20 protein-coding genes are annotated in these 22,487 nt (G+C 73.2%); 7 read left to right on the top strand and 13 right to left on the bottom strand.

From position 1 onward, the window contains the following. Positions 1-146: 146 nt before the first annotated feature. The 12 genes from ACMYLB_RS19620 to ACMYLB_RS19565 form a co-directional block, all read right to left on the bottom strand. Complete coding sequence (locus ACMYLB_RS19620; protein WP_415908635.1) at positions 147-2,408, bottom strand: YfbK domain-containing protein; 2,262 nt, start codon at positions 2,406-2,408, stop codon at positions 147-149. Positions 2,409-2,432: 24 nt separating this feature from the next. Further along, positions 2,433-2,885, bottom strand: a complete 453-nt coding sequence (locus ACMYLB_RS19615; RefSeq protein WP_415908634.1) for an RNA polymerase sigma factor — start codon at positions 2,883-2,885, stop codon at positions 2,433-2,435. 140 nt (positions 2,886-3,025) lie between these two features. Beyond that, positions 3,026-3,850 carry an RDD family protein gene (locus ACMYLB_RS19610; RefSeq protein WP_415908633.1) on the bottom strand — a complete coding sequence of 275 codons (825 nt, stop codon included), beginning with the start codon at positions 3,848-3,850 and terminating at the stop codon, positions 3,026-3,028. Beyond that, on the bottom strand, positions 3,847-4,857 hold the full coding sequence (locus tag ACMYLB_RS19605; RefSeq protein ID WP_415908632.1) for a stage II sporulation protein M: 1,011 nt from the start codon (positions 4,855-4,857) through the stop codon (positions 3,847-3,849). Before ACMYLB_RS19605 ends, ACMYLB_RS19610 begins: the two co-directional genes overlap by 4 nt. Further along, positions 4,854-6,185, bottom strand: a complete 1,332-nt coding sequence (locus ACMYLB_RS19600; protein WP_415908631.1) for a DUF58 domain-containing protein — start codon at positions 6,183-6,185, stop codon at positions 4,854-4,856. The genes ACMYLB_RS19605 and ACMYLB_RS19600 overlap by 4 nt, the downstream gene beginning before the upstream one ends. A gap of 9 nt (positions 6,186-6,194) precedes the next feature. Further along, a complete protein-coding gene (locus ACMYLB_RS19595; RefSeq protein WP_415908630.1) occupies positions 6,195-7,160 on the bottom strand; it encodes an AAA family ATPase in 966 nt (321 codons plus the stop codon). Positions 7,161-7,167: 7 nt separating this feature from the next. Then, positions 7,168-8,424: a DUF4350 domain-containing protein gene (locus tag ACMYLB_RS19590; RefSeq protein ID WP_415908629.1), complete on the bottom strand. Its 1,257-nt coding sequence runs from the start codon at positions 8,422-8,424 to the stop codon at positions 7,168-7,170. Further along, complete coding sequence (locus ACMYLB_RS19585) at positions 8,421-8,990, bottom strand: hypothetical protein (protein WP_415908628.1); 570 nt, start codon at positions 8,988-8,990, stop codon at positions 8,421-8,423. The genes ACMYLB_RS19590 and ACMYLB_RS19585 overlap by 4 nt, the downstream gene beginning before the upstream one ends. A 1,437-nt stretch (positions 8,991-10,427) precedes the next feature. Further along, positions 10,428-10,985 (bottom strand): hypothetical protein, encoded by a 558-nt coding sequence (locus ACMYLB_RS19580; RefSeq protein ID WP_415908627.1) that lies wholly within the window; start codon positions 10,983-10,985, stop codon positions 10,428-10,430. A gap of 1 nt (position 10,986) precedes the next feature. Further along, positions 10,987-11,553 carry a hypothetical protein gene (locus ACMYLB_RS19575; RefSeq protein ID WP_415908626.1) on the bottom strand — a complete coding sequence of 189 codons (567 nt, stop codon included), beginning with the start codon at positions 11,551-11,553 and terminating at the stop codon, positions 10,987-10,989. Beyond that, complete coding sequence (locus ACMYLB_RS19570) at positions 11,550-12,254, bottom strand: RDD family protein (RefSeq protein WP_415908625.1); 705 nt, start codon at positions 12,252-12,254, stop codon at positions 11,550-11,552. Before ACMYLB_RS19570 ends, ACMYLB_RS19575 begins: the two co-directional genes overlap by 4 nt. 144 nt (positions 12,255-12,398) lie before the next feature. Beyond that, positions 12,399-14,981 (bottom strand): YfbK domain-containing protein, encoded by a 2,583-nt coding sequence (locus ACMYLB_RS19565; RefSeq protein WP_415908624.1) that lies wholly within the window; start codon positions 14,979-14,981, stop codon positions 12,399-12,401. Between the two features lie 80 nt (positions 14,982-15,061). On the opposite strand from ACMYLB_RS19565, the gene ACMYLB_RS19560 reads away from it, so the two are divergent. The 5 genes from ACMYLB_RS19560 to ACMYLB_RS19540 all read left to right on the top strand — a co-directional run bounded on the left by ACMYLB_RS19560 (position 15,062) and on the right by ACMYLB_RS19540 (position 20,285). Beyond that, positions 15,062-16,966: a peptide ABC transporter substrate-binding protein gene (locus ACMYLB_RS19560; protein WP_415908623.1), complete on the top strand. Its 1,905-nt coding sequence runs from the start codon at positions 15,062-15,064 to the stop codon at positions 16,964-16,966. Continuing rightward, a complete protein-coding gene (locus ACMYLB_RS19555; RefSeq protein ID WP_415908622.1) occupies positions 16,963-17,172 on the top strand; it encodes a hypothetical protein in 210 nt (69 codons plus the stop codon). Before ACMYLB_RS19560 ends, ACMYLB_RS19555 begins: the two co-directional genes overlap by 4 nt. A gap of 3 nt (positions 17,173-17,175) precedes the next feature. Next, a complete protein-coding gene (locus ACMYLB_RS19550) occupies positions 17,176-18,069 on the top strand; it encodes a DNA-3-methyladenine glycosylase family protein (protein WP_415908621.1) in 894 nt (297 codons plus the stop codon). A gap of 62 nt (positions 18,070-18,131) precedes the next feature. Next, positions 18,132-18,524, top strand: coding sequence for an RNA-binding S4 domain-containing protein (locus ACMYLB_RS19545; protein ID WP_415908620.1), 393 nt, complete (start codon positions 18,132-18,134; stop codon positions 18,522-18,524). Positions 18,525-18,566: 42 nt separating this feature from the next. Next, complete coding sequence (locus ACMYLB_RS19540; protein WP_415908619.1) at positions 18,567-20,285, top strand: HDOD domain-containing protein; 1,719 nt, start codon at positions 18,567-18,569, stop codon at positions 20,283-20,285. Between the two features lie 64 nt (positions 20,286-20,349). Here the strand turns inward: ACMYLB_RS19540 and ACMYLB_RS19535 are convergent, their stop codons facing one another. Continuing rightward, entirely contained in the window at positions 20,350-20,538 is a 189-nt protein-coding gene (locus tag ACMYLB_RS19535) for a hypothetical protein (protein WP_415908618.1), read from the bottom strand. A 166-nt stretch (positions 20,539-20,704) separates the two neighbouring features. Between ACMYLB_RS19535 and ACMYLB_RS19530 the strand changes: the two genes are divergently transcribed. Both ACMYLB_RS19530 and ACMYLB_RS19525 read left to right on the top strand, forming a co-directional pair. Continuing rightward, positions 20,705-21,199, top strand: a complete 495-nt coding sequence (locus ACMYLB_RS19530) for a YhcH/YjgK/YiaL family protein (RefSeq protein ID WP_415908617.1) — start codon at positions 20,705-20,707, stop codon at positions 21,197-21,199. A gap of 7 nt (positions 21,200-21,206) precedes the next feature. Then, positions 21,207-22,082 (top strand): 23S rRNA (adenine(2030)-N(6))-methyltransferase RlmJ, encoded by an 876-nt coding sequence (locus tag ACMYLB_RS19525; protein ID WP_415908616.1) that lies wholly within the window; start codon positions 21,207-21,209, stop codon positions 22,080-22,082. Positions 22,083-22,487 lie beyond the last annotated feature (405 nt).

Here is a 22,487-nt window from a genome sequence, read left to right as displayed (position 1 = left end):
CCCGATTGCCGCACCGGATCGCGGGCGGTGGAGGCCTCTGATCGTCGGCGAGGTGGAGCGCGTTCTCTTCGACGCGCTCCTCGGCTTGCGCCGGCCAGAAGCGCGTTGAGGTCAACGTGCCCCAGTTCCGATCACATCATGGCGGCTCAATTGTCCATCAGCGTGCTCGCTTCGTTCACGAGTTCGACGAATTCTGCGCGGTAGCCGCCGGCGTCGTCGGTCGTGCCCTCGCGGGCCCACTGCGCGATCTCGGGGAGCTTCACTTCACCGCGGAAGGGCGAGTTCTTGAGCGCCATGCCGAACGAAGCGACCGCGGCGGCGAACTTGAAGTCCGCGCTCGCGTCCGCGAAGGCCTTGCCGGTGTCGCGCAGCGGGAACTCCAGCTTAGAGCTTACGTCGCCCGTCGGCTCCTTGTAGCGCACCTTCAGCGTCAGCAACTCGTCGCTCGCGCCCACGACGGCCTTCCGGGCTCCGGCCTCCGTGCTCTGTCCTCCGGTCGCAGCCGTCTTTTGATATTTCAACGCGTCGACGGAGCTGGCCTCAGGCAGCGGCACGCCGACGGGGATGACCTCGTAGAGCGCCGTGACGGTGTGGCCGGCGCCGATCTCACCGGCGTCGATCTTGTCGTTGTTGAAATCTTCCTTTCGGAGCATGCGGTTTTCGTAACCGATGAGGCGGTAGGCTTGCGCGACGGCGGGGTTGAACTCGACCTGGAGCTTCACGTCCTTGGCGATCGTCACGAGCGTGCCGCCGGCCTGCTCGACCAGCGTCTTCTTCGCCTCGGCGAGCGAGTCGATGTAGGCGTAGTTGCCGTTGCCCTGGTCGGCCAGCTTCTCGAGCGTGCTGTCCTTGTAGTTGCCCATGCCGAAGCCGAGCACGCTGAGGAACACGCCGCTCTTCGCCTTTTCCTGGATCAGGCGGCTGAGCTCGCCCTCGCTCGACACCCCGACGTTGAAGTCGCCGTCGGTGGCGAGGACGACGCGGTTGACGCCGCCGCTCACGAAGTTCGCCTTCGCAATGTCGTAGGCGAGCTGGATGCCGGCCGCGCCGTTGGTCGAGCCCTCGGCGCGCAACGCGTCAATGGCGCTAAGAATTTTCGCCTTCTCGCGCCCCGGCGTCGACGGCAGCGCCAGGCCGGACGCGCCCGCGTAGACCACGATCGCGACGCGGTCGTCGGCGCGGAGCTTGTCGACGAGCAGCCGCAGCGACTGTTGCACGAGCGGAAGCTTGTTGGGCTCATTCATCGAGCCGGACACGTCGAGGAGGAACACCAGATTCGCGCGCGGGCGGGCCGCGTCGCTGACCTCGCGGCCCTTGAGGCCGATGCGGACGAGGCGGTGCTCGGGCGCCCAGGGCGCACTCGCCACCTCCATGTGCGCGGCGAACGGCGCGCCGCCCGAAGGCGGAGCGTAGCGGTAGGGGAAATAGTTCACGAGTTCCTCGATGCGCACGGCCGCGGGCGGCGGCAGGTGCTTGTTGCGGAGGAAGCGGCGGACATTCGCGTAGGACGCGGTGTCGACATCGACCGAGAACGTGGAGAGCGGATTCTGCGCGACGGTGAGGAAGGGATTTTCCGACGCCTGCGCGTAGCCCTCGGTGTTGGCGGGCTCCGTTTGCGGCAGGTTGACCGCGGATAGACTGGCCGAAGGATTCGCGGTTTGAGCGAGAACATTGCGCGTCCGTGGAGCGCGCGCCGCCAGGGTCGGATTGGTGACGGAGTAGCCGTAGGATTGCTCGAATCGAGGGGCGGGAGCCGCCGCGCCCGCGGGCGCCGGCGCAACCTTGAACTGCTCCAGTTTGCCGACGGCGTCTTGCACGGCCGGCACTTGGCTTGCCGCCACCTCCAACGGCGGCGGCGGGGCCGACGGCAGTGCGAGCGTCACGGCAAACTCCTGCCGCTGCTTGGCGTCGGTCTCGGCGCGTTGCGCGAGTTCGGCGCGACGCTCCTCCGCCGCTTGGGCGCTGGCGATCTTCGCGCGCATGCCGCTCGCGAGCGACTCGTTCATCTCGATGTAGCGCTTCTGCTCCTTCGCCTGATACTCGGCGGAGGTGAAGAACATCACCGTGAAGCACGCCGCCGCGAGGCTGGCGGTCATGTAGTAGAGGGCGGGGAAGCGGAGGAGCTTGCTGCGTTTCTGGCGATATTCATCGACCGGCTCCGGTGCGGTTTTGGTCTGGGCCGCGAGGACGGCGGTGGCGTCGATCACGTTGTCGCCGGGACCGGCCGGTTCCTCCGCCAGCGCCGTGCCGAGCAGCGCCGCCGTGGCGCGGATGTCCTCCACCGCCCGCTGCGCGTCCGGGTGCTGCCGCAGCCACTGTTCGAACTCGGCGCGTTCCGCCGGCTCCATCTCGCCGAGGGCGTAGGCCGTCAGGCGGGGATCGTCTGGATTGAATTCCGAAATATTCATGGGGTTTCTCCTTCGGCGGCGGCCTCACTCGGCCTGCGCTGCCATCTCCTTTCGCAGCCGCGCCACGGCGGTGTGCAGGATGAAGCCGACATTCGTCACCGACAGCGACGTGATGCGGCTGATTTCCTTGTAGCTGAAACCGTTTTGGAACTTGAGCCGCACCACCTCCTGCTGGTTGCGCGGCAGGCGCTCGATCAGCTTGAGCACGGCGGCCTGGGTCTCGGCGCGCTCGGCGCCGGCGCCGGGCCGCGGCTCGGGCGCGCTGAGGCGCTCGGCCTGGCCTTCCTCGAAGAGTTTCATGCGGCCCTCCTTGCGCAGGACGTCGAGCGCGCGGTGGCGGCAGACGGTGAAGAGCCACTCCGCGAGGTGGCCGTCGATCTCGGCCGGCTTCTGCGCGAGCAGCTTGACGAAGGTGTCCTGCACGACGTCGCGGGCGCGGTCGGCGTCCCCGTGCAGGAGTCGGGTAGCGTAGCGCACCAACGGTGCTTGATGGCGGGCGACCGCCGCTTCCACGAAGGCATGGCTTTCATTGGTTGTTCCGGGGTGTTCACGTCACCTGCCATGCTCGACGCGCGAGCCTGCGTTTTCTTAGCCGCAAAACCAGAGAAATCTCGCCGTCACCCTCCGGACGCTGCGGCCGCGCTGGCCGGGCCCGGGCCGCCGTCGGCCGCGATCCCGGGCTTCGCGCCGAAGACGACCTCGACGACGTTGCGCACGAACTGCTCGTCGGAGATCCCCTCGTCCGCCTCCACCGGCAGCGGCGTGAGCGAGCGGAAATGCGCCGCCAGCTCGGCGAAGAGCGTCACGCGCGCCGTGTCCTCGAGCTCGTCGCGCCGCCACAGCGCCTGCAGCGCCGCGTAGGCCAGCGCCGGGCTGATCGCGGCCCGCAGGCGTGCGGCGACGTGCTGCTGGCCGCGGAGCGAGTTGTATTTCGCAAGCACGAGCCCGCCGAGGTCGGTGCGCGCCAGCGGCGGCTCGCGCACGACGATGGTGGCGGCGGCGAAGTCGCCCAGCCGCTGCGCCTTGCGGCCCAGCAGCGCGGCCCCGCCGCCCACGAGGTAGGCGATGGGCAGCGAGTCGATCGCGCGGAGGAGGTTGCGGATCACGACCTGGGAGAACCGCAGCGGCAGCCCGCGCTCGTCCATCACGCGCAGGTGGAGCAGGCGCTTGCCGAGCGTCCGGCCGTTCCACAGCCACTCGCAGGCGATGCCGTAGCCGGTGGCGAGGACGAAGAACCCGATCTGGATCGCGCCGCGCGCGAGGTCGGGGCTGAGCACGCCGACGATCATGATCAACGCCGACAACAGCGACCAGGCGGCGATGATCGTGGCCTTGTCGACCGCCCAGGCCGCGAGCCGCGTCACCGGGCTCGCCAGCTCGAAGGTGAAGCTCACGCCCTCCGGTGTGCGCACGCGCAGGCGGTCGAGCCGTTCCTCCGTCATGGCGCCGCCTCCGCCGCCCGGCCCCGCCCGGCCCAGCCGAAATAGGTCAGCAGCAGCGCGCCCTCCACGAGGCCGAAGGCGATCTTCAGCGCGTAGGGGATGGCCGGCTCGTGATACTGCGAGAGGTAGGATTCGACCACGCCCGCCCAGACCAGCAGCAGCGCCGCGCCCGCGGCGAGCGTCGCGACGTCGTCGGCCACCGCGCGCAGGCGCACCGCCAGCGGCCGGCCGTCGTCGCGGCCGATCGCGGCGCGCGCGAGCACGAAGCCGCCGGTCGCGCCGACGAGGATGGCGGGGATCTCGATCACACCGTGCGGCAGCAGCCACCCGGCGAGGAACACGCCCTGGCAGGCGAGCAGGTAGTCGACCACCACCGCGCCGAGGATGACGCCGTTGTAGAACAGCAGCACGATCGTCCCCGCACCCCAGGCGATGCCGAGGGCGAGGGCGAAGAGCGCGACCTGGGTGTTGTGCGTCATCAGTTCGCCGGCGAAGGTCGCCTTGTGTCCGGACAGCCGGTCGCTCATCGCGCGCTCCTCCTCGGCGACGCGGTCGGCCGGGTCGCCCCGCAGGTGTGAGAACGGCATCAGCGCCTCCTTCGCCTCCGGGTCGACCGCCACCGCGATGCCGCCAAAGGCCGCGCCGGCCAGCGTGACCGCGACCGTGAGCCACAGCGCCCGCGCGTGGCGGCGCAGCGTCCGCGGCAGCGTCGCGCTCAGCCAGCGCCACGGCCGCAGCCGCGCCGCGACCTCGCGGCGCGGGCCGTGGATTTCGGCGTAGGCGCGGGCCACGAGCTGCTCGAGGCGGCGGCGCATCTCGGGCTCGGCGGAGAACGACGCCACGCGCGCGAGGTCCGCCCCGGCGCGCCGGTAGAGGTAATCCAGCTCCTTCGCCGCCTCGAGGGTGAGCGGGGCCCACGGGTCCTGCTGGCGTTGCGCGAGGATCCTTTCCAGGCGGGTCCAATACGGCTCCTCGGCCGCGACGAACTTGGGCAGGTCGACGATCACAGCAATCCGCCTCCCTTCACACGCAGGTATTGGCCGACCATCTCCGCGGCCAGCCGCTCGTGCTCGAGCAGCGCGCAGCGCACGCCGTGCGGGTGCAGGCGCTGCGCGATCTCGTGCGCCTCGCGCCATTGGTAGTGGCCGGCGAGACGTTCGATCATCGCCGCCTCGTCCGCCACCGGGCGGGTGAACAGCGGCTCGGTGCCGGGCGCGCGCACCTGGTTGACGAGCACGAGGTGCTGGCGCGAGAGCACCGGGATGTGCTTCACGAACTGTTCCGCCAGCACCGGGTCGCTCAGGTCGGTGAGGAAGACGAGCAGCGAGCGGCGCTGCAGGCGCGTGCGCAGCAGCGCGAACAGCTCGGCGAAATCCGGCGTCGTCTCGCTCGGCTCGAGCGCGTGGATGGCCTCGCGGCACCCACCGTAGTGCGTCGCGCCGCTGCCGGCGCGCACGAAGGTCCGCACCCGCGCGTCGTGGGCCACCAGCCCGAAGCGGTCGCCCTGCCGGCCGGCGGCGAGCAGCAGCACGAGCGTGGCGGTGATTTGCCGCTCGAGCGTCGTCACGGTGCGGCCGTCCAGCGTCACCGGTCGCGCCGACAGCCGCGAGGCGTCGACCACCACGTGGATCTCCTGCGTGCGCTCGACCTGGAAGATCTTCGTCACCGGCCGGCCGCGCTTGGCCGTGCCCTTCCAGTGCACCTCGTCGAAGCTGTCGCCCGGCTGGTATTCGCGCAGGCGCTCGAACTCGCGGCCGCGGCCGATCGTGCGGCGCAGCTGCACGCCGGCGAGGCCGCGGTTGAGGAAGAGCGCGGCGAGCTGCCGGCGCTCGGAAAACAGGTTGGGGTAGACGCGCAGCTCGCCGGCGAGCGGCTGCTGCTTCCGCAGCAGCCAGAAGCCGAGGCGCGACGGCGCCTCGAGGCAGACGGGCCCGGGTGCGTAGCGGCCGCGGCGGCCGGCGGTGCACTCCCAGGCGATCGACACGCGGCGGCCGCCGGCAGGCAGGACGACCAGGAGGTCGGGCTTCGCGCTGGCGAACACCGCGGGCAGCGCCAGCCCGAGCCGCAGCTGCGACGGCGCCCCGTCCGCGTAGAAGAGCACGAGCGCGAGGCGGGCCGGGCGGTCCTTCGTCAGCCGGGCGACCGCGTCGCCGGTGACGGTCGGCAGCGCGCCGGCGCGGAGCGTCAGCAGCAGGTCGGCGCCGGCCGTGGCGGCGAGCGCGGCGAGGGCGAGCACGCACAGGGGCCACAGTTCCGGCAACGGCCCGGCCAGCGCAGCCGCGGAGACGAGCGCGGCGACGCACCAGAGCAGGCGGTGGGACGGGACCGGGATCATCGCGGGCGGTCAGCGCGGCACGGCGACCTGCTCGAGCAGGCGGTTCAGCACCTCGTGGACGGACAGGCCCTCGATCTCGAACTCCGGCCGCAGCACGATGCGGTGGGCGAGCACCGGCGGGGCGAGCTGGCGGAGGTCGTCGGGCGTCACGAAGTCGCGGCCCTCGAGCGCGGCCTTGGCGCGGCCGCCGAGGAGCAGCGCCTGCGTGGCGCGCGGGCCGGCGCCGACGAGCACGCTCTCGTCCGTGCGGGTGGCGCGCACGAGGTCGACGATGTAGGCCATGAGCTCGTCGCGCACGGTGATGCCCTCGAGCGTGGCGCGGAGGGTGGCGAGCTGGCCGCGCTCGAGGACGGGCTGCACCTCGCCGCGGGCGAGCGCGGCCTCGGGGGCGTCGTTGGCCAGCATGCGGCGGGCGAGCGCGATCTCGTCGTCGCGGGCGGGGCAGGACATCTGGATGCGGAACATGAAACGGTCCTTCTGCGCCTCGGGCAGCGGGTAGGTGCCCTCGGACTCGGCCGGGTTCTGCGTGGCGAAGACGGTGAAGTCCGGGTCGAGCGCGTGCGTCTCGCGGTCGATGGTGACGCAGCGTTCCTGCATGGCCTGGAGCAGCGCGGCCTGCGTCTTGGCCGGGGCGCGGTTGATCTCGTCGGCGAGGAGGAAGGTGGTGAACACCGGCCCGCGCACGAGGGTGAACTGGTTGGTCTGGAGGTTGAAGATGTTCGTGCCGGTGATGTCGGCCGGCATGAGGTCGGGCGTGAACTGCACGCGGCCGCTTTCGGCGCCGAGCACGTGGGCGAGGGTGCGGACGAGGAGCGTCTTGGCCACGCCGGGCACGCCCTCGAGCAGCGCGTGCTGCCGCGTGAGGATGGTGAGCAGCGCGAGCTCGACCGCGGCTTCCTGGCCGATGATGACCTTGGCCACTTCGCGGCGGGCCGCCGCGAGCGCGGCGAGGGTGGGGGCGAGTTTCTCGTTCATAAATCGGTCAGCGCGGCTTCAGCGCGCGCACGAGCGCGTTGTAGGTTTCCGCCGGCGCGGCCCGCGGGTCGCGGGCCGCCCAGGCGGCGTCGAGGCGCGCGGCGGCCGCGGCCTTGCCGCCGGCCGGGCGCGTCGCCCGCCACTCCGCCACGCAGGCCGGCAGCACGCCGCCCGCGCCGAGCGCGCGCCGGAGCAGCGCGGTCAGGCCGGCGGCGGGCTCGTAGCGCAGCGCCACCTCGCCGCCGCGCTCGAGCGGGTCGCGCACGGGATAAAACGCCACAGCGCGCCGCCAGAGGTAGAGTCCGGCCAGGAGCGCCAGCAACGCCAGCGCGCCGCCGAGGCCGTAGCGCCGGGCGAGGAAGCCCACGCCCGGCTCCGCCTCGAGCCCGAGCGTGCTCTCGACGAAGGTCGCGCGCCGGTGCCCGCCGATCAGCCAGGACAGCAGGGCGGTCGCGCGCGCCCGCTGCATCGCCTCGTTGCTCAGGCCGTAGGCGTCGCCCAGCAGCACGAGGCGGCCGCGGCCGAGCGGGCGCTCGAGCGCGACGGCCTCGTGGCCGCGCAGGAAGAGCCGGCGCCAGGGCGAGCCGGCCTTCGGCTCGAAAACGAGTTCGCTGTGCCACGTCAGCTCCGCCGGCAGCGCCGCGGCCGCCTCGGCGGCGCGCGTGGCGAGGGGCTTCGCGTTGAGGAGATTCCGCACCTTGAACTCGACCTGCCAGGCTTCGGCGAGCGACTTCACCTCCGGCTCCTTGCCCAGGCGGCGGTCGCGGCGCGGCGGGTTTTTCCGGGCGGTGTCCTTCTTCTTCTCGTCCGGCTCGTCGTCTTCCGTCCCCTGCTTTTTCTTCGCCTCGGCCTCGCGCTGCCGGCGCGCCTGGTCGGCTGCGACCCACTCCTCCTCCTCGGCCTTGCTCACGGCCTGGAAGGCGAGCACGACCGTGCCGCCGTTGTTCGCCACGGCGTTGAGCGCGGCCAGCTGGTCCTCGGGCCGCTCGCGCCACTCGTGCCAGCGCAGGCCGGGGAGGAAGACCACGCGCGGCGGCGTGCCGAGGCGTTCGAGCGGGCGCAGTTCGCGGTCGACGCGGAAGTCCGGCAGCGCCTCCAGCGCCTCGTAGAGCGCGCGCGTGCCGAGGGCGTCGGCGCGGAACGACGAGTAGGCGGGGTAGACGTCGCCGCCGCCGAGCCGCACGGAGAAGATCCAGCCGAGCATCGCGGCGGCGAGCGCGAAGGCCCCGAGCGGTCCCAGCCAGCGGGCGGCGCGGCGGTTCATGGGCGGCCCTCCAACTGGCGCAGCCAGTCGCGCGCGACCTCGGGGCTCGCGGCCTCGCGGCCATACCAGACCGCCTCGAAGGCCCGCCGCCGCGAGCGGAAGTCCTCCACCAGCGTCGCGCGGCCGTGCGCGCGGCGGCGCAGCTCGCGCTCGTAGTCGAGGTTGGTCTTGAACTTCGCCAGCGAGAGCAGGCCGTCGTGGGCGTGGGTCGCCAGCGTGGCGAGGAACAGCGCGCGCCACGCCAGGCGCCACTCGCCCGCGGCCAGCTGCGTGCGGGCGAGCGCCAGCCACTCGTGCGCGGGCAGGCGCGAGGCCTCGACGCTCTCGTCGCGCAGGTCCGGCGCGCCCGCCGGCGCCCCGCCGGAGGCGGCGGCCGCGGCGGGCGGGTGCGCGCGGTTGTGGGCGACGACTTTCCAGACCACCCAGAGCAGCAGGCCGGCGACGCCGACCAGCAGCGCGTAGGCACCGAACTGGAGGGCGTCCATCCAGCCCAGCGACGCCCGCGCGCCGCGCGCGGGATCGCTCGTGCCGTCGTCTCGGTCGCGCCCGGGCAGCAGGTCGGACACCCAGCGCTTGGCACGGTCGAACCAGCGCCCGACCGTGCGGACGATCTCGCGGATCGTGTCGATGGTGGCGCGGAGGAAGCCCTTGAGGATGCCCTCTTTTTCCTCTGCGCCTCGGGCGTCGGGGCGGGCCGGAGCCGCCAGCGGAAATCGGGCCGCGCGAGCACGTCGTCCAGCGCCCGGTCGAGCGCGCGCGGATCGGCGGCGGCGGTCGCGGGCGCCGGCGGGGTTGCGGCGCGTCCGGCCGGGGCGAGGCTTCCGGCGGCGACGAAGAGCGCGAGCGCGGCGACGACGGCCCGCGCGGCGGCGCGCTGCGCCTGCTCGCGCCGGAGCACGAGCCGCAGGTCGGCCCCGGTGCGCCGGGCCTGCCCGCGGAAGACACGCAGCACGTAGAACGCCTTGACCAGCGGGCCGACCGCGAGGTGGGTCAGCACGGCCACGACGACGAGGAAAGTGGTGTTGAGATACGACCAGCCGGAGAGGGCGAAGATCGTGCGCAGCCCGAGCCAGCGCGTGGCCAGCGTGGGCACGAGATAGAAGCCGACGGCGAGGTTGAGGAACACCATCAGCCAGAGCACGGCGAGGATCGCGAGGGCGCGGTGGTTCTGCGCCGGCCAGAGCGCGGCCTGCTCCCACGCGGCGCGGCGGCGATCGGCGGTCGAGGCGTCCGCCGGCGCCGGGAGCGCGAGCGCGCTCTGGAAATACGCGTAGGCCCAGCCGAACGGCACGCCGAACACCGCCGCGAGCGGCAGGAGCACGACGCCGGCGGCCTGCAGGCGGAGCTGGGCGGCGAATTCACGGCCCCAGCGGCGCGCGGTCCAGGCCGGCGGCGCCTCGCCGGTCAGCCGGGCGCGGAGATTCTGCGCGAAGCGGTGCTGCGCGGCGCGCATGACGCCGAAGAGCAGGGCGAGGGCGAGCGCGCCGAGCGCCACGGCGCCGTCGCCGGGCACGAACCACGTCACGTAGGCCCAGAAAAACACCACGCCCACGGCGAACGGCGCCGTGCCCGCACCGTAGAGGCCGAGTTCGCCGGGATGCGCGCGCAGCAGGTGCACCGCCTCCTCGACCAGGTCGACGGCGCGGGGGATGCGGTCGGGGTCGGAGCGGCGCGCCATGTCAGGGGATTCGACCGCCCGGGTCCAGACCGTGCCCTCGTGCAGGTCGGGCGGCAGGGCCTTGAGGAACTGGCCGAAGGCGTAGAAGGCGACCCACAGCAGCAGCACGCCGGCGGTCGTCACCAGCGCGTCGGTCGCGCGGCGGAGCCGCGCCGGGCGGGGCAGGGCGGCGGCGGCCTGGGTTTCCCGCGCGAGGCAGGCGGCGCAGAGGATGCGGCCGGCGTGCTCGACGATGCATTCGCGGCAGAAATCGCCGCCGCAGGAAGGACAGCGCGCGATGGCCTCGCGCTCGGTGTGCCGCACGCACTTCGCGCCGCGAGGGTAGTCATGACGGCAGCGGCGGCGGCAGGGGCGGGGGCAGCGGCGGCGCGGCCGGGCCGCCGTCGGCGGCGGTGCCGTCGGGCGCCGCGGCGTTGCCTGCCGCGAGGTCGGCCTGCGCGGCCTCGATGAGCGGGCGGAGCTCGGCGAGGATCCGGCGCGTGCGCGGCAGGCGGCAGAGCGCGCCGATGTTCTCCTGCTGCACGGCGGTGATGATGACGACGCGGCAGCCGGCGCCGCGCAGATGGTTCCAGGCGAGGAGGGCGAGGACGAGCGCGCCGACGATGCCCAGGCCGAGCGCGCGGCCGCCGGCGCTGTGCACGATCATCGCGGCGAAGAGGCCGACGATGACGATGGCGCTGGCGTAGAGCACGCGGCGCGCGTTGTGCACGATGAGCATCGCCTGGATGTCGCGGAGGAAGAACCGCCGGTAGCTCTCGCTGTAGCCGGTGGAGTTGATGTGCAGGAGGTGGTCCGGCGCGAGGCAGAGCTGCGAGAGCGAGCCGAGCCCGCGCTTCATCGGCGTGAGCGGGCGGTAGACGGGGGCGGCGGTCGGGGCGGCCATGTTATTTCAGGAGCATCACGCCGAACCCGTAGAGCCAGGCGCCGATTTGCACGGTGGCGAAGAGCCCGGCGACCACCAGGCGCGTGCGGCGCCACCCGGGGATGACGCTGCCCGGCTTCCGCCAGGCGTAGAGGCACAGCCCGAGCGCGAGCGGCGCCGTGATGAGCGTGGCCGGCCACACGATCAGCGGGAGGAAGGCCGCGACGAGCGCGATGCGGTCGTAGAGCAGGCGGTGGTTCTCCGGGAGCTTGCGGCGGTCGGCGCGCGTCTCGAGGCAGGACGGGCAGTAGTTGCGCCCGGAAATCGCCACGCGGCAGACCGCGCAGACGTAGCGGCCGCAGCCGTCGCAGGCCACCTCGGCGCGGTTCTCGGCGTGGAAGTAGCAGTTGGCCTCGCCAGCCCCGAGCGCGCCGGCGCGCTCGACCCGGCGCGCGGCCGCGAGGGCGGGGAAGCGCAGCTGCTCGAACTCGCCCTCGCAGGCGGGGCAGCGCACGACGTCGACGCCCTGCCAATACACTTCCGGCACGGTGCGCCGGCACTTCGGGCACGCGAGCTTGTGCGGGGTCATTTCGTGCGGATCACGCGCGTGTCGCAGATGCGGTCGTGCAGCGCGCGCTTCTCGTCGTCGAACGCCGCGATGAGGTAGCCGATGAACAGGATGATCTGGCTCAGGATCTCCGAGAGCCCCCGGCCGATGGCGCGGCCGCCGGTGATCGCCGAGCCGTCGCTGCGCACGACCTTCAGGCCGAGCGCCAGCTTGCCCGGCGTGGCGGCGTAGCGCGTGAGGAAGAACCACTGGTAGATCAGCGTGACGAGGGTGTTGGAGAGAAACGCCACGCCCTGGTAGGCGAACCAGGTGCCGGCGTTGAACTGGTTGAGCTGCGGCGAGAACATGAACCGGCCGAAGAAGACCATCGACCACGCCACGTTGATCAGCATGTTCGGGATCCACAGAAGCAGGCCGTCGAGGAACTTGGCCAGGAAGCGCACCCAGAAGCCGGCGTAGCGCATCTCGCCGACCTGGTTCACGCCCTCGCGCACGCGCTGGAAATAGTCGTCCTTCTGCTCAGCGCTGACGAGGCGGCCGTCGTGTGCGACAAGGTCGCGGGTGAAGAACCGGCCGCCCGACACGCTGCACACGCCCGTCGTCGGCTCGACCTGGCTCCAGCGCTGCCACTCCGCCATGCCCTTCGCCCACACCAGCGTGTCGGCGCTCACGATGTTGTCGCGCAGGAGACCCTCGAACGCCGCCGCCCCGACCGGTCCCATGCGATTCCCGCCACTGGCATAAAACCACTCCATATAGGCGCGTGTAATTGCCGGTTCGCGCCCGCACCGGCAACCGAAATTGCTCCCGCCCGGTGCCGGAATTCAGGTGCTTTCCGGCGTTGACGCCACCGGCGCGCGATCATCTCAGCGTCCGGCCGCCCGCCGCGCCTGAGCGATCCACGCCAGCAGTTCCGCGCGGTAGCCGCCGGCGTCCTCGCCCACTGCGCCGCGCGCCCAGCGCTCGATCGCGTCAAGCTGCGCCGCGCCCTCGGCCGGCCCCGCCTGCAGCGCCTCGCCGAACGCCGCCATCGCCGCGGCGAAGCGGAAATCCACGCTCGCGCCGGCGAAATCGCCCGCGGTGATCGCCGCCGGCCAGGTGCCGGCGAAGGGCGCGCGCGCCTCCGGACCGGCCGGGGCGACGGCGCTGGCGCGCACGCGGAGGGCGGCGCCGGCCGCCGGGGCGCCGGCCACCGGCTCGATCTCGAACAGCGCGGCGACGGTCTCGCCCGGAAGCACGCGCTCGCGCCGGGCGAAGGTCACCGCCGTTTCCCGCGCGGCCTCGTGCGTCGCGCCGTCGCCGAGGCGGCGGTAACGCGCCACCTGCGCGGGATCGAATTCCACCGTGGCGGTCAGGTCCTCGGCCACGGGGGCGAACAGCGCGTCGAGCTGCGTCGCGAGCGCCTGCTCGGCCTCGGCGCGGGTGTTCACGTAGCCGCTGCCGCCGTGGGCGCGCGCCGCGAGGGCCTCGAGCCGCGCGTCGATGCGGTCGGGGCGGCCGAAGCCGAAGATCGCCAGGCGCACGCCGGCGTCGCGGTGCCGGTCGATCAAGGCGCCGAGCTCCGCCTCGCTCGTCTCGCCCATGTTGAAATCGCCGTCGGTGCACAGCAGCACGACGTGCTCGCCGGGCGCGTCGCGGTCGGCCGCGGCCAGCGCGAACGCCTCGCGCAGCCCCGCCCCGCCGTTGGTGCGGCCCTGCGCCGTGAGCGCCTCGATCGCGGCGCGGACGGCGGCCTCGTGGGCGAGCGCGGTCGGGCGCAGCAGCACGCGCGACTCGCCGGCATAGGTGACGAGACCCACGCGGTCCTCGGGGCGCAGCCGGCGCAGCAGCGCCACCGCCGCCTCCTGGACGAGCGGCAGGCGATTGGGCGCGTCCATCGAGCCGGAGACGTCCAGCAGCAGGATCACGGTCGCCGGCGCGCGCGGCGCCGGCGGGGCTTCGCGCGCGCGCAGGGCCACGCGCACCAGGCGCCGTCCGGCGTGCCCGGGCGCCGCGCTGGATTCGACGTTCGCGACCAACACCGGGGCGCTCGCGCCGGGCGGCGTGGAGCCGGCGGGAGCGCGGTTGACCAAGGCGGCGACGTTCACCTGCCGCCGTTCCGGCCAGCGCGAGGCCTCCAGCGCGCGGCGCAACGCCGCGATCGGGGCGGTGTCGAGCCGTGCGGCCGACAATCCGGAACGGGCCGGGGAGGCGGATGAGGCGATGTCCGCCGGCGGCGACGTGGTCGAGCTCGGCGCGGCAACCGGAACCGGGCTCGCCGGCGCGGGCGCGCCCGCCGGCGGCGGGGCGGCCGGTTGCGCTCGCGCCGCCGGGGAGCAGCCGCTGCCTCGGCCGGCGTTGCCGTTGCGGGGGACGTTGCCGCGGGAGCTTCGCGGCTTTCCTGCTGGCCGCGCGGCTGGGCCGGCGGTGCGTCGACTTTCGCGGCGTCGGCCGCCCCGCGGGCGGAGGCGGGCGGTTCCGCGCGGCCGACCTCGCCGGTCGGGATGCCGGCGCGCGCGGAGGGCGCTGGCGCGCGGGCGGACGCCGGATCGGCCGGGGAATGCTCCGCGGCGACCGCGCGCGCTGGTCGCGTGATGCGCGGCGGGGAGAGGAGGTGTCCGGCGCGCCGGCGGCGGCGCGTGGGGCGGGATCGCCGTCGGGCGATGCGGTCCGGGCGATTGCGACGCGCGCGGCGCCCGAGCCTTCGATCCGGTCCGACTCGGGGAAAGGTTCACCGACCGGCGACGCATCCAGAGCGCTCCGCCGACCAGCAGCGCCGCCACCGCGAGGCCGGCGGCGATCCAGACGGTCCGACGCGGTCCGCCGCGGCGCCGCTGGGGCGCGAACGCCTCCACGCCGCGGGCGAGCACCTGGCGGGCGACCTCGAGCGTCACGCGCAGCTCGGCCACGCGCGCGCGATGTTCGGGCGACTCGCCGGCGAGCTGCTCGGCCGTCGCGCCGGCGAACGCGAGCTGGGTGAGGCGCGCGTCCTCGCCGGGCGTGCCGTTGAGGCGGGCGAGGGCGGTGTGGATGAGTTGGGCGGCGTGGGCGGCCGACAGTTCGGTGATCTGCGCGATCTCCTCGGTCTCGAAGCCGTGGCGCAGCCGCAGGCGGAGCGCCTCCTGCTGCTTCGGCGTCAGCTGGCGGAAGCGCGCGGCGACGCGCTCGCTGGGATGCGTCGGTTCGTCCGCGCTGTCGTCGCTGGCACTTTCCGCGCGCGGGCCGGCGCGGCGCTGATCGGCGACGACGTGCCGGCGGAGCGCGCCGAAGACGGCGTCGCGCGCCAGGTCGTCGGCGCGGGCGGCGGCCGGCCGCCAGTTGCGCCAGAACGCCGCGAGCGACTTGTCCGCCCGCGCGGCGTCGCCGTCCCAGAGCTCGAGGGCATAGCTCCGCAAGGCCGTCGCGTGCCGGCGCTGGACGTCGGCCACGACCGCGGAGGTGGCGGCGGGTGTTTGGGCGGAGGCGCTCAAGGGGTCTCCTCCCGTTCATCGGCACGCGGCGCCGGGATTTCAGTGCCTTGCGCGGGGGCGGGGCCGTGCATGTTGCGGCCATGCGTCCGTTCCCGCTCGCCCTTGCCCTGGCCGCCGCCGTCCTGGCGCTGGCCGGCTGCTCGAAATCCGCGCCGAAGTCCGCCGCGCCGGCGCCCGCGGTGCTGCGCGTGGGCAACGGCGCCGAGCCGCAGGACCTCGACCCGCAGGTGATGACGGCCTTCACCGACCAGAACATCGCCCTGGCGCTCTTCGAGGGCCTGTGCGCGCTGGACGAGAAGACCTCCGCGCCCGTGCCCGGCGCTGCGGAGCGCTGGGAGGCCTCCGCGGACGGGCTGACCTGGACGTTCCACCTGCGCGCCGGCCTGAAGTGGTCCGACGGCACGCCGCTGACGGCGGCCGACTTCATCGCCTCGTGGCGACGCGCGCTCTCGCCGCGGCTCGCCGCCGAATACAGCTACCTGCTCTTCCCGCTGCGAAACGCCGAAGCCATCGCCAACGGCAAGGCCGATCCCGCCACGCTCGGCGCGGCGGCGGTCGACGAGCGCACGCTGCGCCTCACCCTCGAGCGTGCGACGCCGTATCTGCCCGCGCTGACGGCCAACCCGGTCTGGTTCCCCGTGCCGCCGGCGGTGCTGGAGAAATTCGGCGCCACCGCCGCGCGCGGCACGGCGTGGACGCGCCCCGGCAACCTCGTCGGCAACGGCCCGTTCATCCTGAAGACCTGGCAGCCGAACGCCCGCGTCGAGGTGGGGCGCAACCCGCATTACTGGGATGCCGCCGCCGTGCGGCTCGACGGCATCGTGTTTTTCCCGACGGAGAACATGGACGTCGACGAGCGCGCCTTCCGCGCCGGCCAGGTCGACGTCACCAACGAGCTGCCGCTGGCCAAGGTCGACACCTACCGCCGGACCGCGCCCGGGTCGCTGCGGCTCGATCCGTTCCTCGAGACCTTCTTCCTCCGCTTCAACACCACGCGCCCGCCGCTCGACGACCCGCGCGTGCGCCGCGCGCTCTCGCTCGCCATCGACCGCGAGCAACTGTCGCGCACGCTGCTGCGCGGCACCCGCGCCCCCGCGCCGCACTACACGCCGCCGGACTGCGCCGGCTACACCGCCACCGCGCGCGTGCCGCACGACGTGGCGCAGGCACAGGCGCTGCTCGCCGCGGCGGGATTCCCGGCGGGGAAGGGCTTCCCGGTGCTCGACGTGCAGATCAAGAACGACGAGCTGCACGCCAAGACGCTCGAGGCCATCCAGGCGATGTGGGCGCGCGACCTCGGCGTGCGCGTGACGCTCTCGCCGATGGAGCAGAAGACCTGGGTCGCGAACCAGCAGGCGCTCGCCTACGCGATCTCGAGCGCGCGCTGGGTGGGCGACTTCGTCGACCCGGTGACGTTCCTCGACATGTTCGTCGGCGGCGGCTCGAACAACTGGACCGGCTGGGCCGACCGCGACTACGACGCCGCGATCGCGGCCGCGGCGGCGGAGGCCGCGCCGGCGGCGCGCTACGGGCGGTTCCAGCAGGCCGAGGCGCGCCTGCTCGAGGCGGCGCCGATCGCGCCGGTGTTCTTCGGCGTGCGCGCGTATCTGATCAACCCGGCCGTGCGCGGCTGGGAGCCGGCGCTGCTCGGCTTCCATCGCTACAAAGGGTTTACCTCGCCGCGCCCTGACGGCACGGTGCGCCCATGCGAATCCTCGCGCTTTCCCTCGCCCTCGCCGTCGCCGCCTCCTCCCTCGCGGCGGAGGTCCGCGCCGCCGCGGAGGTGCGCGTCGTGCGCGTGTTCACCGGCTGGCGCGACGCCGGCTCGTTCAAGCGCATCTCGGAGTATTTCACCGGCCGGGAGAACACCGGCGGCGAGATCGTCCTGCGCACGCAGCCGGCCGCGCGCGGCGGCTACTATTTCCTCGTCCGCACGGACAACGACGGTCCGGCGCGCGAGATCCGCTTCCGGCTGGAGGTCGTGACCCCCGGTGCGACGGAGCCGCGGCATTTCGAGTTCGCGGCCCGGCTGCCGGCGGGCACCCAGGTCTACCAGCTCGGCCTGACCGGCTCGGACTGGGCGGCGAGCACGATCTCGCCGATGGCGTGGAAGCTCGAGCTCATCGACGCCGCCGGCCAGCCGCTGGCGCTGGAGAAGAGCTACCTCTGGGAAAAACCGGTCCGGAAGTGACGCATGTCCGGGCGCGGCTGGAGTGAGTGGCAGGCCGTCGCGGGCTGGGCGCCCGCCGCCGCGGTGCTGGCCGAGACGCTCGACGGCGGCCAGGCCTTCCGCTGGCAACGCCATGCCGACGGCACGTGGTCGGGCGCCTGGGCCGATTGCGCGGCGCAGCTCCGCCGGAACGGCGACCGCCTCGAGTGGCGCGCGCCGGCGGCGATCCGGGCCCGCGTGGCGGCGGCGCTGCCGCGCTACCTTGGCGCCGAGCGCGACTGGACCGCGCTGACCGACGCGCTGCCGTGGCGCAGCGACGCGCACCTCGCGCGCTGCGTCGAGGATTTCCGCGGCCTGCGGCTGCTGCGCCAGCCCTTCGGCGAGACGCTGCTCGGGTTCCTGTGCAGCGCGACGAAGCAGATCGTGCAGATCAAGCAGATGGTCGCGCTGCTCGCGGAGCGCCACGGCGCGGCGCTCGCCGCGGACGCGGAGGGATTTGCACCGGTCCGCCGCCTGCCGACGTGGACCGAGCTCGCGGCGATTCCGGAGGCGGAGCTTCGCGGGTGCTTGCTGGGTTTTCGCGCGCGCTACATCCGCGAGACGGCGGCGTTTCTCGCCGCGCACCCCGGCTGGCTGGAGGCGACCGAGGCCGCGCCGTATGCGGAGGCGAAGGCGCGGCTGGTGACGCTGCCCGGCGTGGGCGAGAAGGTCGCGGACTGCGTGCTGCTCTTCGGCGCGGGCCGGCTGGAGGCGTTCCCGGTCGACACCTGGATCCTGAAGGCGCTGGCGCGCCGCTACGGGCTCGACGGCTGGAAGCCGGCGCAGGTGGCGCAGTTCGGCCGCGCGCACTTCGGGCCGCTCGCGGGGCTGGCGCAGCAGTATCTCTTCGCCTGGGAGCGGCGGCACGGCGGGCGCTGAGGGCGCCGCGGGCCCGCGCGGCGGATTTCCGGAGTGTCTTTTTCTTGCGGCTTGTGCCAACCATGACGGCGATACCGATGGACGATCCCCGGCTCGACAAATGGCTCTGGAGCGTGCGCGTGTTCAAGACGCGCGCCGAGGCGGCGGCCGTGTGCCGCAACGGCCGCGTGCAGGTCAACGGCCTCGCCGCCAAGCCCGGGCGCGACATCCACGTCGGCGAGGTGGTGACCGCGCGCGTGGGCCTGGTGACGCGGACGCTGAAGGTCGTCGGCGTGCCCCGCTCGCGCGTGGGCGCGAAGCAGCTGCCGGAATTCCTGGTCGATCTCACCCCCGCCGCCGAATACGAGCGCGCGAAGCAGGCCAGCCTCGAGCACCTGCTGGCGCGCGAGCGCGGCCGCGGCCGGCCGACGAAGAAGGAGCGCCGGCAGATGGGGGAATTGTTCGGTTTCGAGTAGGGGCGGGCTAAATTTCCGGTAAATCGCGCCGATGGACGAAGGGTGCTCACCCCGCTCACGGCCACCGCGACGCTGGATCGGGCCCGCACCGCTTTGCAGAACGGCAAGGGCGCGGGCCTGCCGGAGCTGCTCAAGATCATCGAGACGATCTCGACCAATCTCGCCGAGGTCACGATCCAGGAGCTCGCGGAGCTGATCGAGAAGGACGCGGCCGTGCTCGCGCGCATCGTGCAAATCGCGAACACGATCGTGCACAATCCGAGTTTCACGCCGCTCTCGTCGCTCACGCATGCGATCCACCAGATCGGCTTCGCCCGCGTGCGCAGCCTCACGCTCTCGATCATGCTGATCGAGAACGCCGGCGCCCGGAACCCGCCGGAGCAGCGCGAGGCGGCGGCGCAGGCGCTGTGCGCCGGCCTGATCGCGCAGGGATGCGCGCAGAAGTTCGGCTACGTCGACGCCGAGGCGGCCTTCGCCTGCGCGGCGCTACGCAATTTCGGCCACATCCTGCTGCCGGCGGTCTCGCTCGAGCATTACCGCGCGGCGCAGGAGCGCCTGAAGGACAAGCCCGAGGACATCGCTTTCCGCGGCATGTTCGGGCTCACGCCCCTGGAGCTCAGCCGCCGCCTGCTCACGAGCGCGCGCCTGCCGGAGGAGTTCATGCGCGCGCTGCGCGACACGACGCCGGAGGCGCTGGCCGGCACGGCGACGCTGCCGGAGACGCGCCTGCTGGCGATGGCCGATTTCGGCAGCCGGATCGCGCGGCTGGCGCTCGACGCCGCGAAGAGCTCCGACTCGTTCGGCGAGCAGACCCGCGAGCTGGCCAAGCGTTTCCGGCGGGTGATCCCCGACGGGCTGGACTACATTCCGCAGGCGCTGGAGCACGCGGACGCGCGCCTTTCCGGTTTTCTCCGCGCCGACGGCATCACCGCGCTGCCCACCGCGAGCCTCAACCGCATCCGCGCCCGCGTGCAGCACGTCGCGCCGGACAGCGTCGTGATCACGCCGCCCGCCCCGGAGGCCGGGCCGGAAGTGCTGGTCATCGCCGCGGCCGACGACGCGATCAACACGACCCTGGCGCAGGCCCTCGGCGAAGCGGCGGTGGCGCCGCTCGCGGCCGCGGCCGCGGCGACCGAGGCGGCGCCCGCGGCCCCGCCGGAGCCGGCCGTGGCCCCGGAGGAATCGCCGGCGGCCGAAGCGCCGCCCGCCGCCGTGCCGCCCGATGGAGCAGTCCCGTCCGTGCCTCCGAGTCCGCCGGCCTCGGTGCCGCCGTTCGAGACGGCGGCGCTGCCCGAACCGCCCGCGCCGGTGGCGCGCGATCCGTGGCTCTCGGCGCTGACGCTCGTGCGCGACAGCTTCGCGGCGCAGGAATGCTGGACGTTCGCGATCAAGCCCGGCGGCTTGTCGCTGCCGCTCACGCACGGCGTGGGCGAGCGCTGGCCGCGCTTCCAGGCGATCGCGGCGGTGCGCTCGGACGAGCGCACGGTCTTCGGCGTGTGCCTGTCGCGCCGCGAGGCGGTCGTGATCCACGACCTGCACGAGGAGAAGCTGAAGCCGTATCTCCCCGCCTGGATGCGGGAGAACAGCGACGCGCCGCCGTCGTTCGTGCTCGTGCCGCTCCTCGAGGGCGAGCGCGCCAGCGGAGTGGTGCTGATCGGCTGGCACCAGCGGCAGCGCATCGCGCTCAACAAGGCGCAGCTCGAGCTCGCGCGCCAGATCCTCGGCAACGCCCACGCCCTCCGGCCCTCGGCCGCGGCCTGAGCGCCGGCGGCGGCCAAAAGAAAACCCGCTCGCGGTCGGCGGGCGGGCGACAGGCGCGGGATGATTATTTCTTCTCGGGCTTCTTCTCGTCCTTCTTGGCGTCCTTGTCGGCCTTGCAGCCGCAGGGCTCGCTCTTGCAGCACTCCTTGCAGTCTTTGCAGTCCTTGCAGGCTTCCTTCTTGTCGCCGGCGAAGGCGAGCGAGCCGAGCGAGAGGGCGAACACGGTGACGACGAGGCGGGTGAGGTTCTTCATGGGGGTTCGGGATGAGTTGGGTGAAGGCCGCCACCATGGCGGCGTTCGGGGGGTAATACGCCACGAATTCCCGCGCCCCTCGAACTTTTTCTGCCGGAGCGGGCCGCCGGGGCGGCGAGCCGTGGAACGCTCTTGCCGCGCGGGCGCGGCGGGCAATCCTCGGCACATGGCCCAATTCGCCCCGTTCGCCTCCCTGCGCGCGCAGCAACCCGCGGAAAAGTTCGCCGCCGCCTTCGCCTACGTGGCCGAGGCGCTGCGCCCCGGTTCGGACGTGCACCGGCGCATCCTTGCCATCGCGCCGGGCACCAGCAGCCGCGTCGAGCTCGCCGGCGGGGCGTTCGTGATGGAGCAGGCTTACCTGACCAAGGCGCGTCCGGACGGCTTCTTCGAGTCGCACCGCCGATACATCGACGTGCAGGTCATCGTCGCCGGCGAGGAGGCGATGGAGGTCGAGGATATCGCGCGGCTCAGTCCGACCACCGATTACGACTCCGAGCGCGACCTCCGGAAATACGCCGACACGGCGGACGCGACGCGCCTGACGATGCGCGCGGGCGACGCGGCGCTGTTCTTCCCGGCGGACGGGCACATGCCGTCGCTCCAGCTGCGCGGTCGCGCGCAGCTGGTGCACAAGGCGGTGGTGAAGGTCCCGGTCGCCTGACCCGCGCGTGAATTACCGGCACCACTACCACGCGGGCAACTACGCCGACGTGTTCAAGCACGCGCTGCTGCTCCAGCTCGTGCGGGCGATGCAGCGCAAGGAAAAGGGCTTCCTCTACCTCGACACCCACGCCGGTCGCGGCGGCTACGACCTCAGCACGACCACGCTCCTGCCCGACGGGCGCGAGCGCGCGCCGGAGTGGCCGGCGGGCATCGGCCGCCTGTGGGCGGCGACGGACCTGCCGGCGGACCTGGCCGGTTATGTCGCCGCGGTGCGGGCGTTCAACGCGCGCGCCGGCGGCCGGGCGGACGAGCTGCAATTCTATCCCGGTTCGCCGTGGATCGTGCAGGCGGCGCTGCGGGCGCAGGACCGGGCGGCGCTGTGCGAGCTGCGCGAGGACGACGCGGAGGCGCTGGCGATTGATTTTGGCCGGGAGCGGCGCGTGTCGGTGCAGCGCCTGGACGGCTACACTGCGCTGAAGGCGATGCTGCCGCCGCCGGAAAAGCGCGCGCTCGTGCTGATCGACCCGCCCTTCGAGAACGCGACCGAGTTCGCCGACATCCGCGCGGGGCTGCGCGAGGCGCTGGCGCGGTTCCCGAGCGGCACGTATGCGATCTGGTATCCGATCACCGAGCGGACCAAGAGCGACCGCTTCCTGCGCGAGGTGGCGGACTCGCCGTTCGCGCCGCCGGCGGTGTGTGCGGAGCTGCAGATCGCGGCGGACGCCGCGCAGGTGCGGATGAAGGGCTGCGGCCTGCTGGTGCTGAATCCCCCGTGGCGGATCGACGAGGAATTCCGGCGGGTGTTGCCGGTGCTGGCCGAGCGGCTGAAGCAGGACGCCGGCGGCGAGGCGCGCGTCAGCTGGCCGGTGCCGGAGCGCTGAGCGCGCTCACTCGGCGCGGTGGCCCGAGGGCTGTGTCACGCGGGCGGCGATGAACGGGAGCGGCTCGAGTTCGCGGCGCGGGTCGAGCGCCGGGGCGCTGAAAATTCTCCGTCCCCAGGTCACGTCACGCGTTGCGCCCGAGCGGACCGGCACGAGTGCCGGCGGCCCGAAGGCGAAGCGGAAGGACTTTTGGGGAAGTGGGTCATGGCGAAATGATGACTGCGGTCGTTAGGATCAGAACCCGGCGCGCGGGCTTTTGTTCCAGAGAAATTTCTCCGCCGGGCCGCGCGGCGGGCGTCGTCGCTCGGGCGCGGGCGCGCGGGGATGAACAAAACTTGTCGTGTCCGGCTCGCGCCGCGCGCGCGGATGAACGCGGCTGATAATTGTCCTCGGAAAAGGGAAGCG

The organism is Oleiharenicola sp. Vm1 (assembly GCF_047777955.1).
Taxonomy (GTDB): domain Bacteria; phylum Verrucomicrobiota; class Verrucomicrobiia; order Opitutales; family Opitutaceae; genus Didemnitutus.
The sequence above is the reverse complement of the archived record's forward strand: the minus strand, read 5'-3'. Positions and strand labels throughout refer to the sequence as shown.

Coding starts and splice junctions, on each gene's coding strand:
- ACMYLB_RS19620 (WP_415908635.1), bottom strand. CDS start 2,408: ATGAATATTTCGGAATTCAATCCAGACGATCCCCGCCTGACGGCCTAC.
- ACMYLB_RS19610 (WP_415908633.1), bottom strand. CDS start 3,850: ATGACGGAGGAACGGCTCGACCGCCTGCGCGTGCGCACACCGGAGGGC.
- ACMYLB_RS19600 (WP_415908631.1), bottom strand. CDS start 6,185: ATGATCCCGGTCCCGTCCCACCGCCTGCTCTGGTGCGTCGCCGCGCTC.
- ACMYLB_RS19595 (WP_415908630.1), bottom strand. CDS start 7,160: ATGAACGAGAAACTCGCCCCCACCCTCGCCGCGCTCGCGGCGGCCCGC.
- ACMYLB_RS19590 (WP_415908629.1), bottom strand. CDS start 8,424: ATGAACCGCCGCGCCGCCCGCTGGCTGGGACCGCTCGGGGCCTTCGCG.
- ACMYLB_RS19580 (WP_415908627.1), bottom strand. CDS start 10,985: ATGGCCGCCCCGACCGCCGCCCCCGTCTACCGCCCGCTCACGCCGATG.
- ACMYLB_RS19575 (WP_415908626.1), bottom strand. CDS start 11,553: ATGACCCCGCACAAGCTCGCGTGCCCGAAGTGCCGGCGCACCGTGCCG.
- ACMYLB_RS19570 (WP_415908625.1), bottom strand. CDS start 12,254: ATGGGACCGGTCGGGGCGGCGGCGTTCGAGGGTCTCCTGCGCGACAAC.
- ACMYLB_RS19560 (WP_415908623.1), top strand. CDS start 15,062: ATGCGTCCGTTCCCGCTCGCCCTTGCCCTGGCCGCCGCCGTCCTGGCG.
- ACMYLB_RS19550 (WP_415908621.1), top strand. CDS start 17,176: ATGTCCGGGCGCGGCTGGAGTGAGTGGCAGGCCGTCGCGGGCTGGGCG.
- ACMYLB_RS19545 (WP_415908620.1), top strand. CDS start 18,132: ATGACGGCGATACCGATGGACGATCCCCGGCTCGACAAATGGCTCTGG.
- ACMYLB_RS19535 (WP_415908618.1), bottom strand. CDS start 20,538: ATGAAGAACCTCACCCGCCTCGTCGTCACCGTGTTCGCCCTCTCGCTC.
- ACMYLB_RS19530 (WP_415908617.1), top strand. CDS start 20,705: ATGGCCCAATTCGCCCCGTTCGCCTCCCTGCGCGCGCAGCAACCCGCG.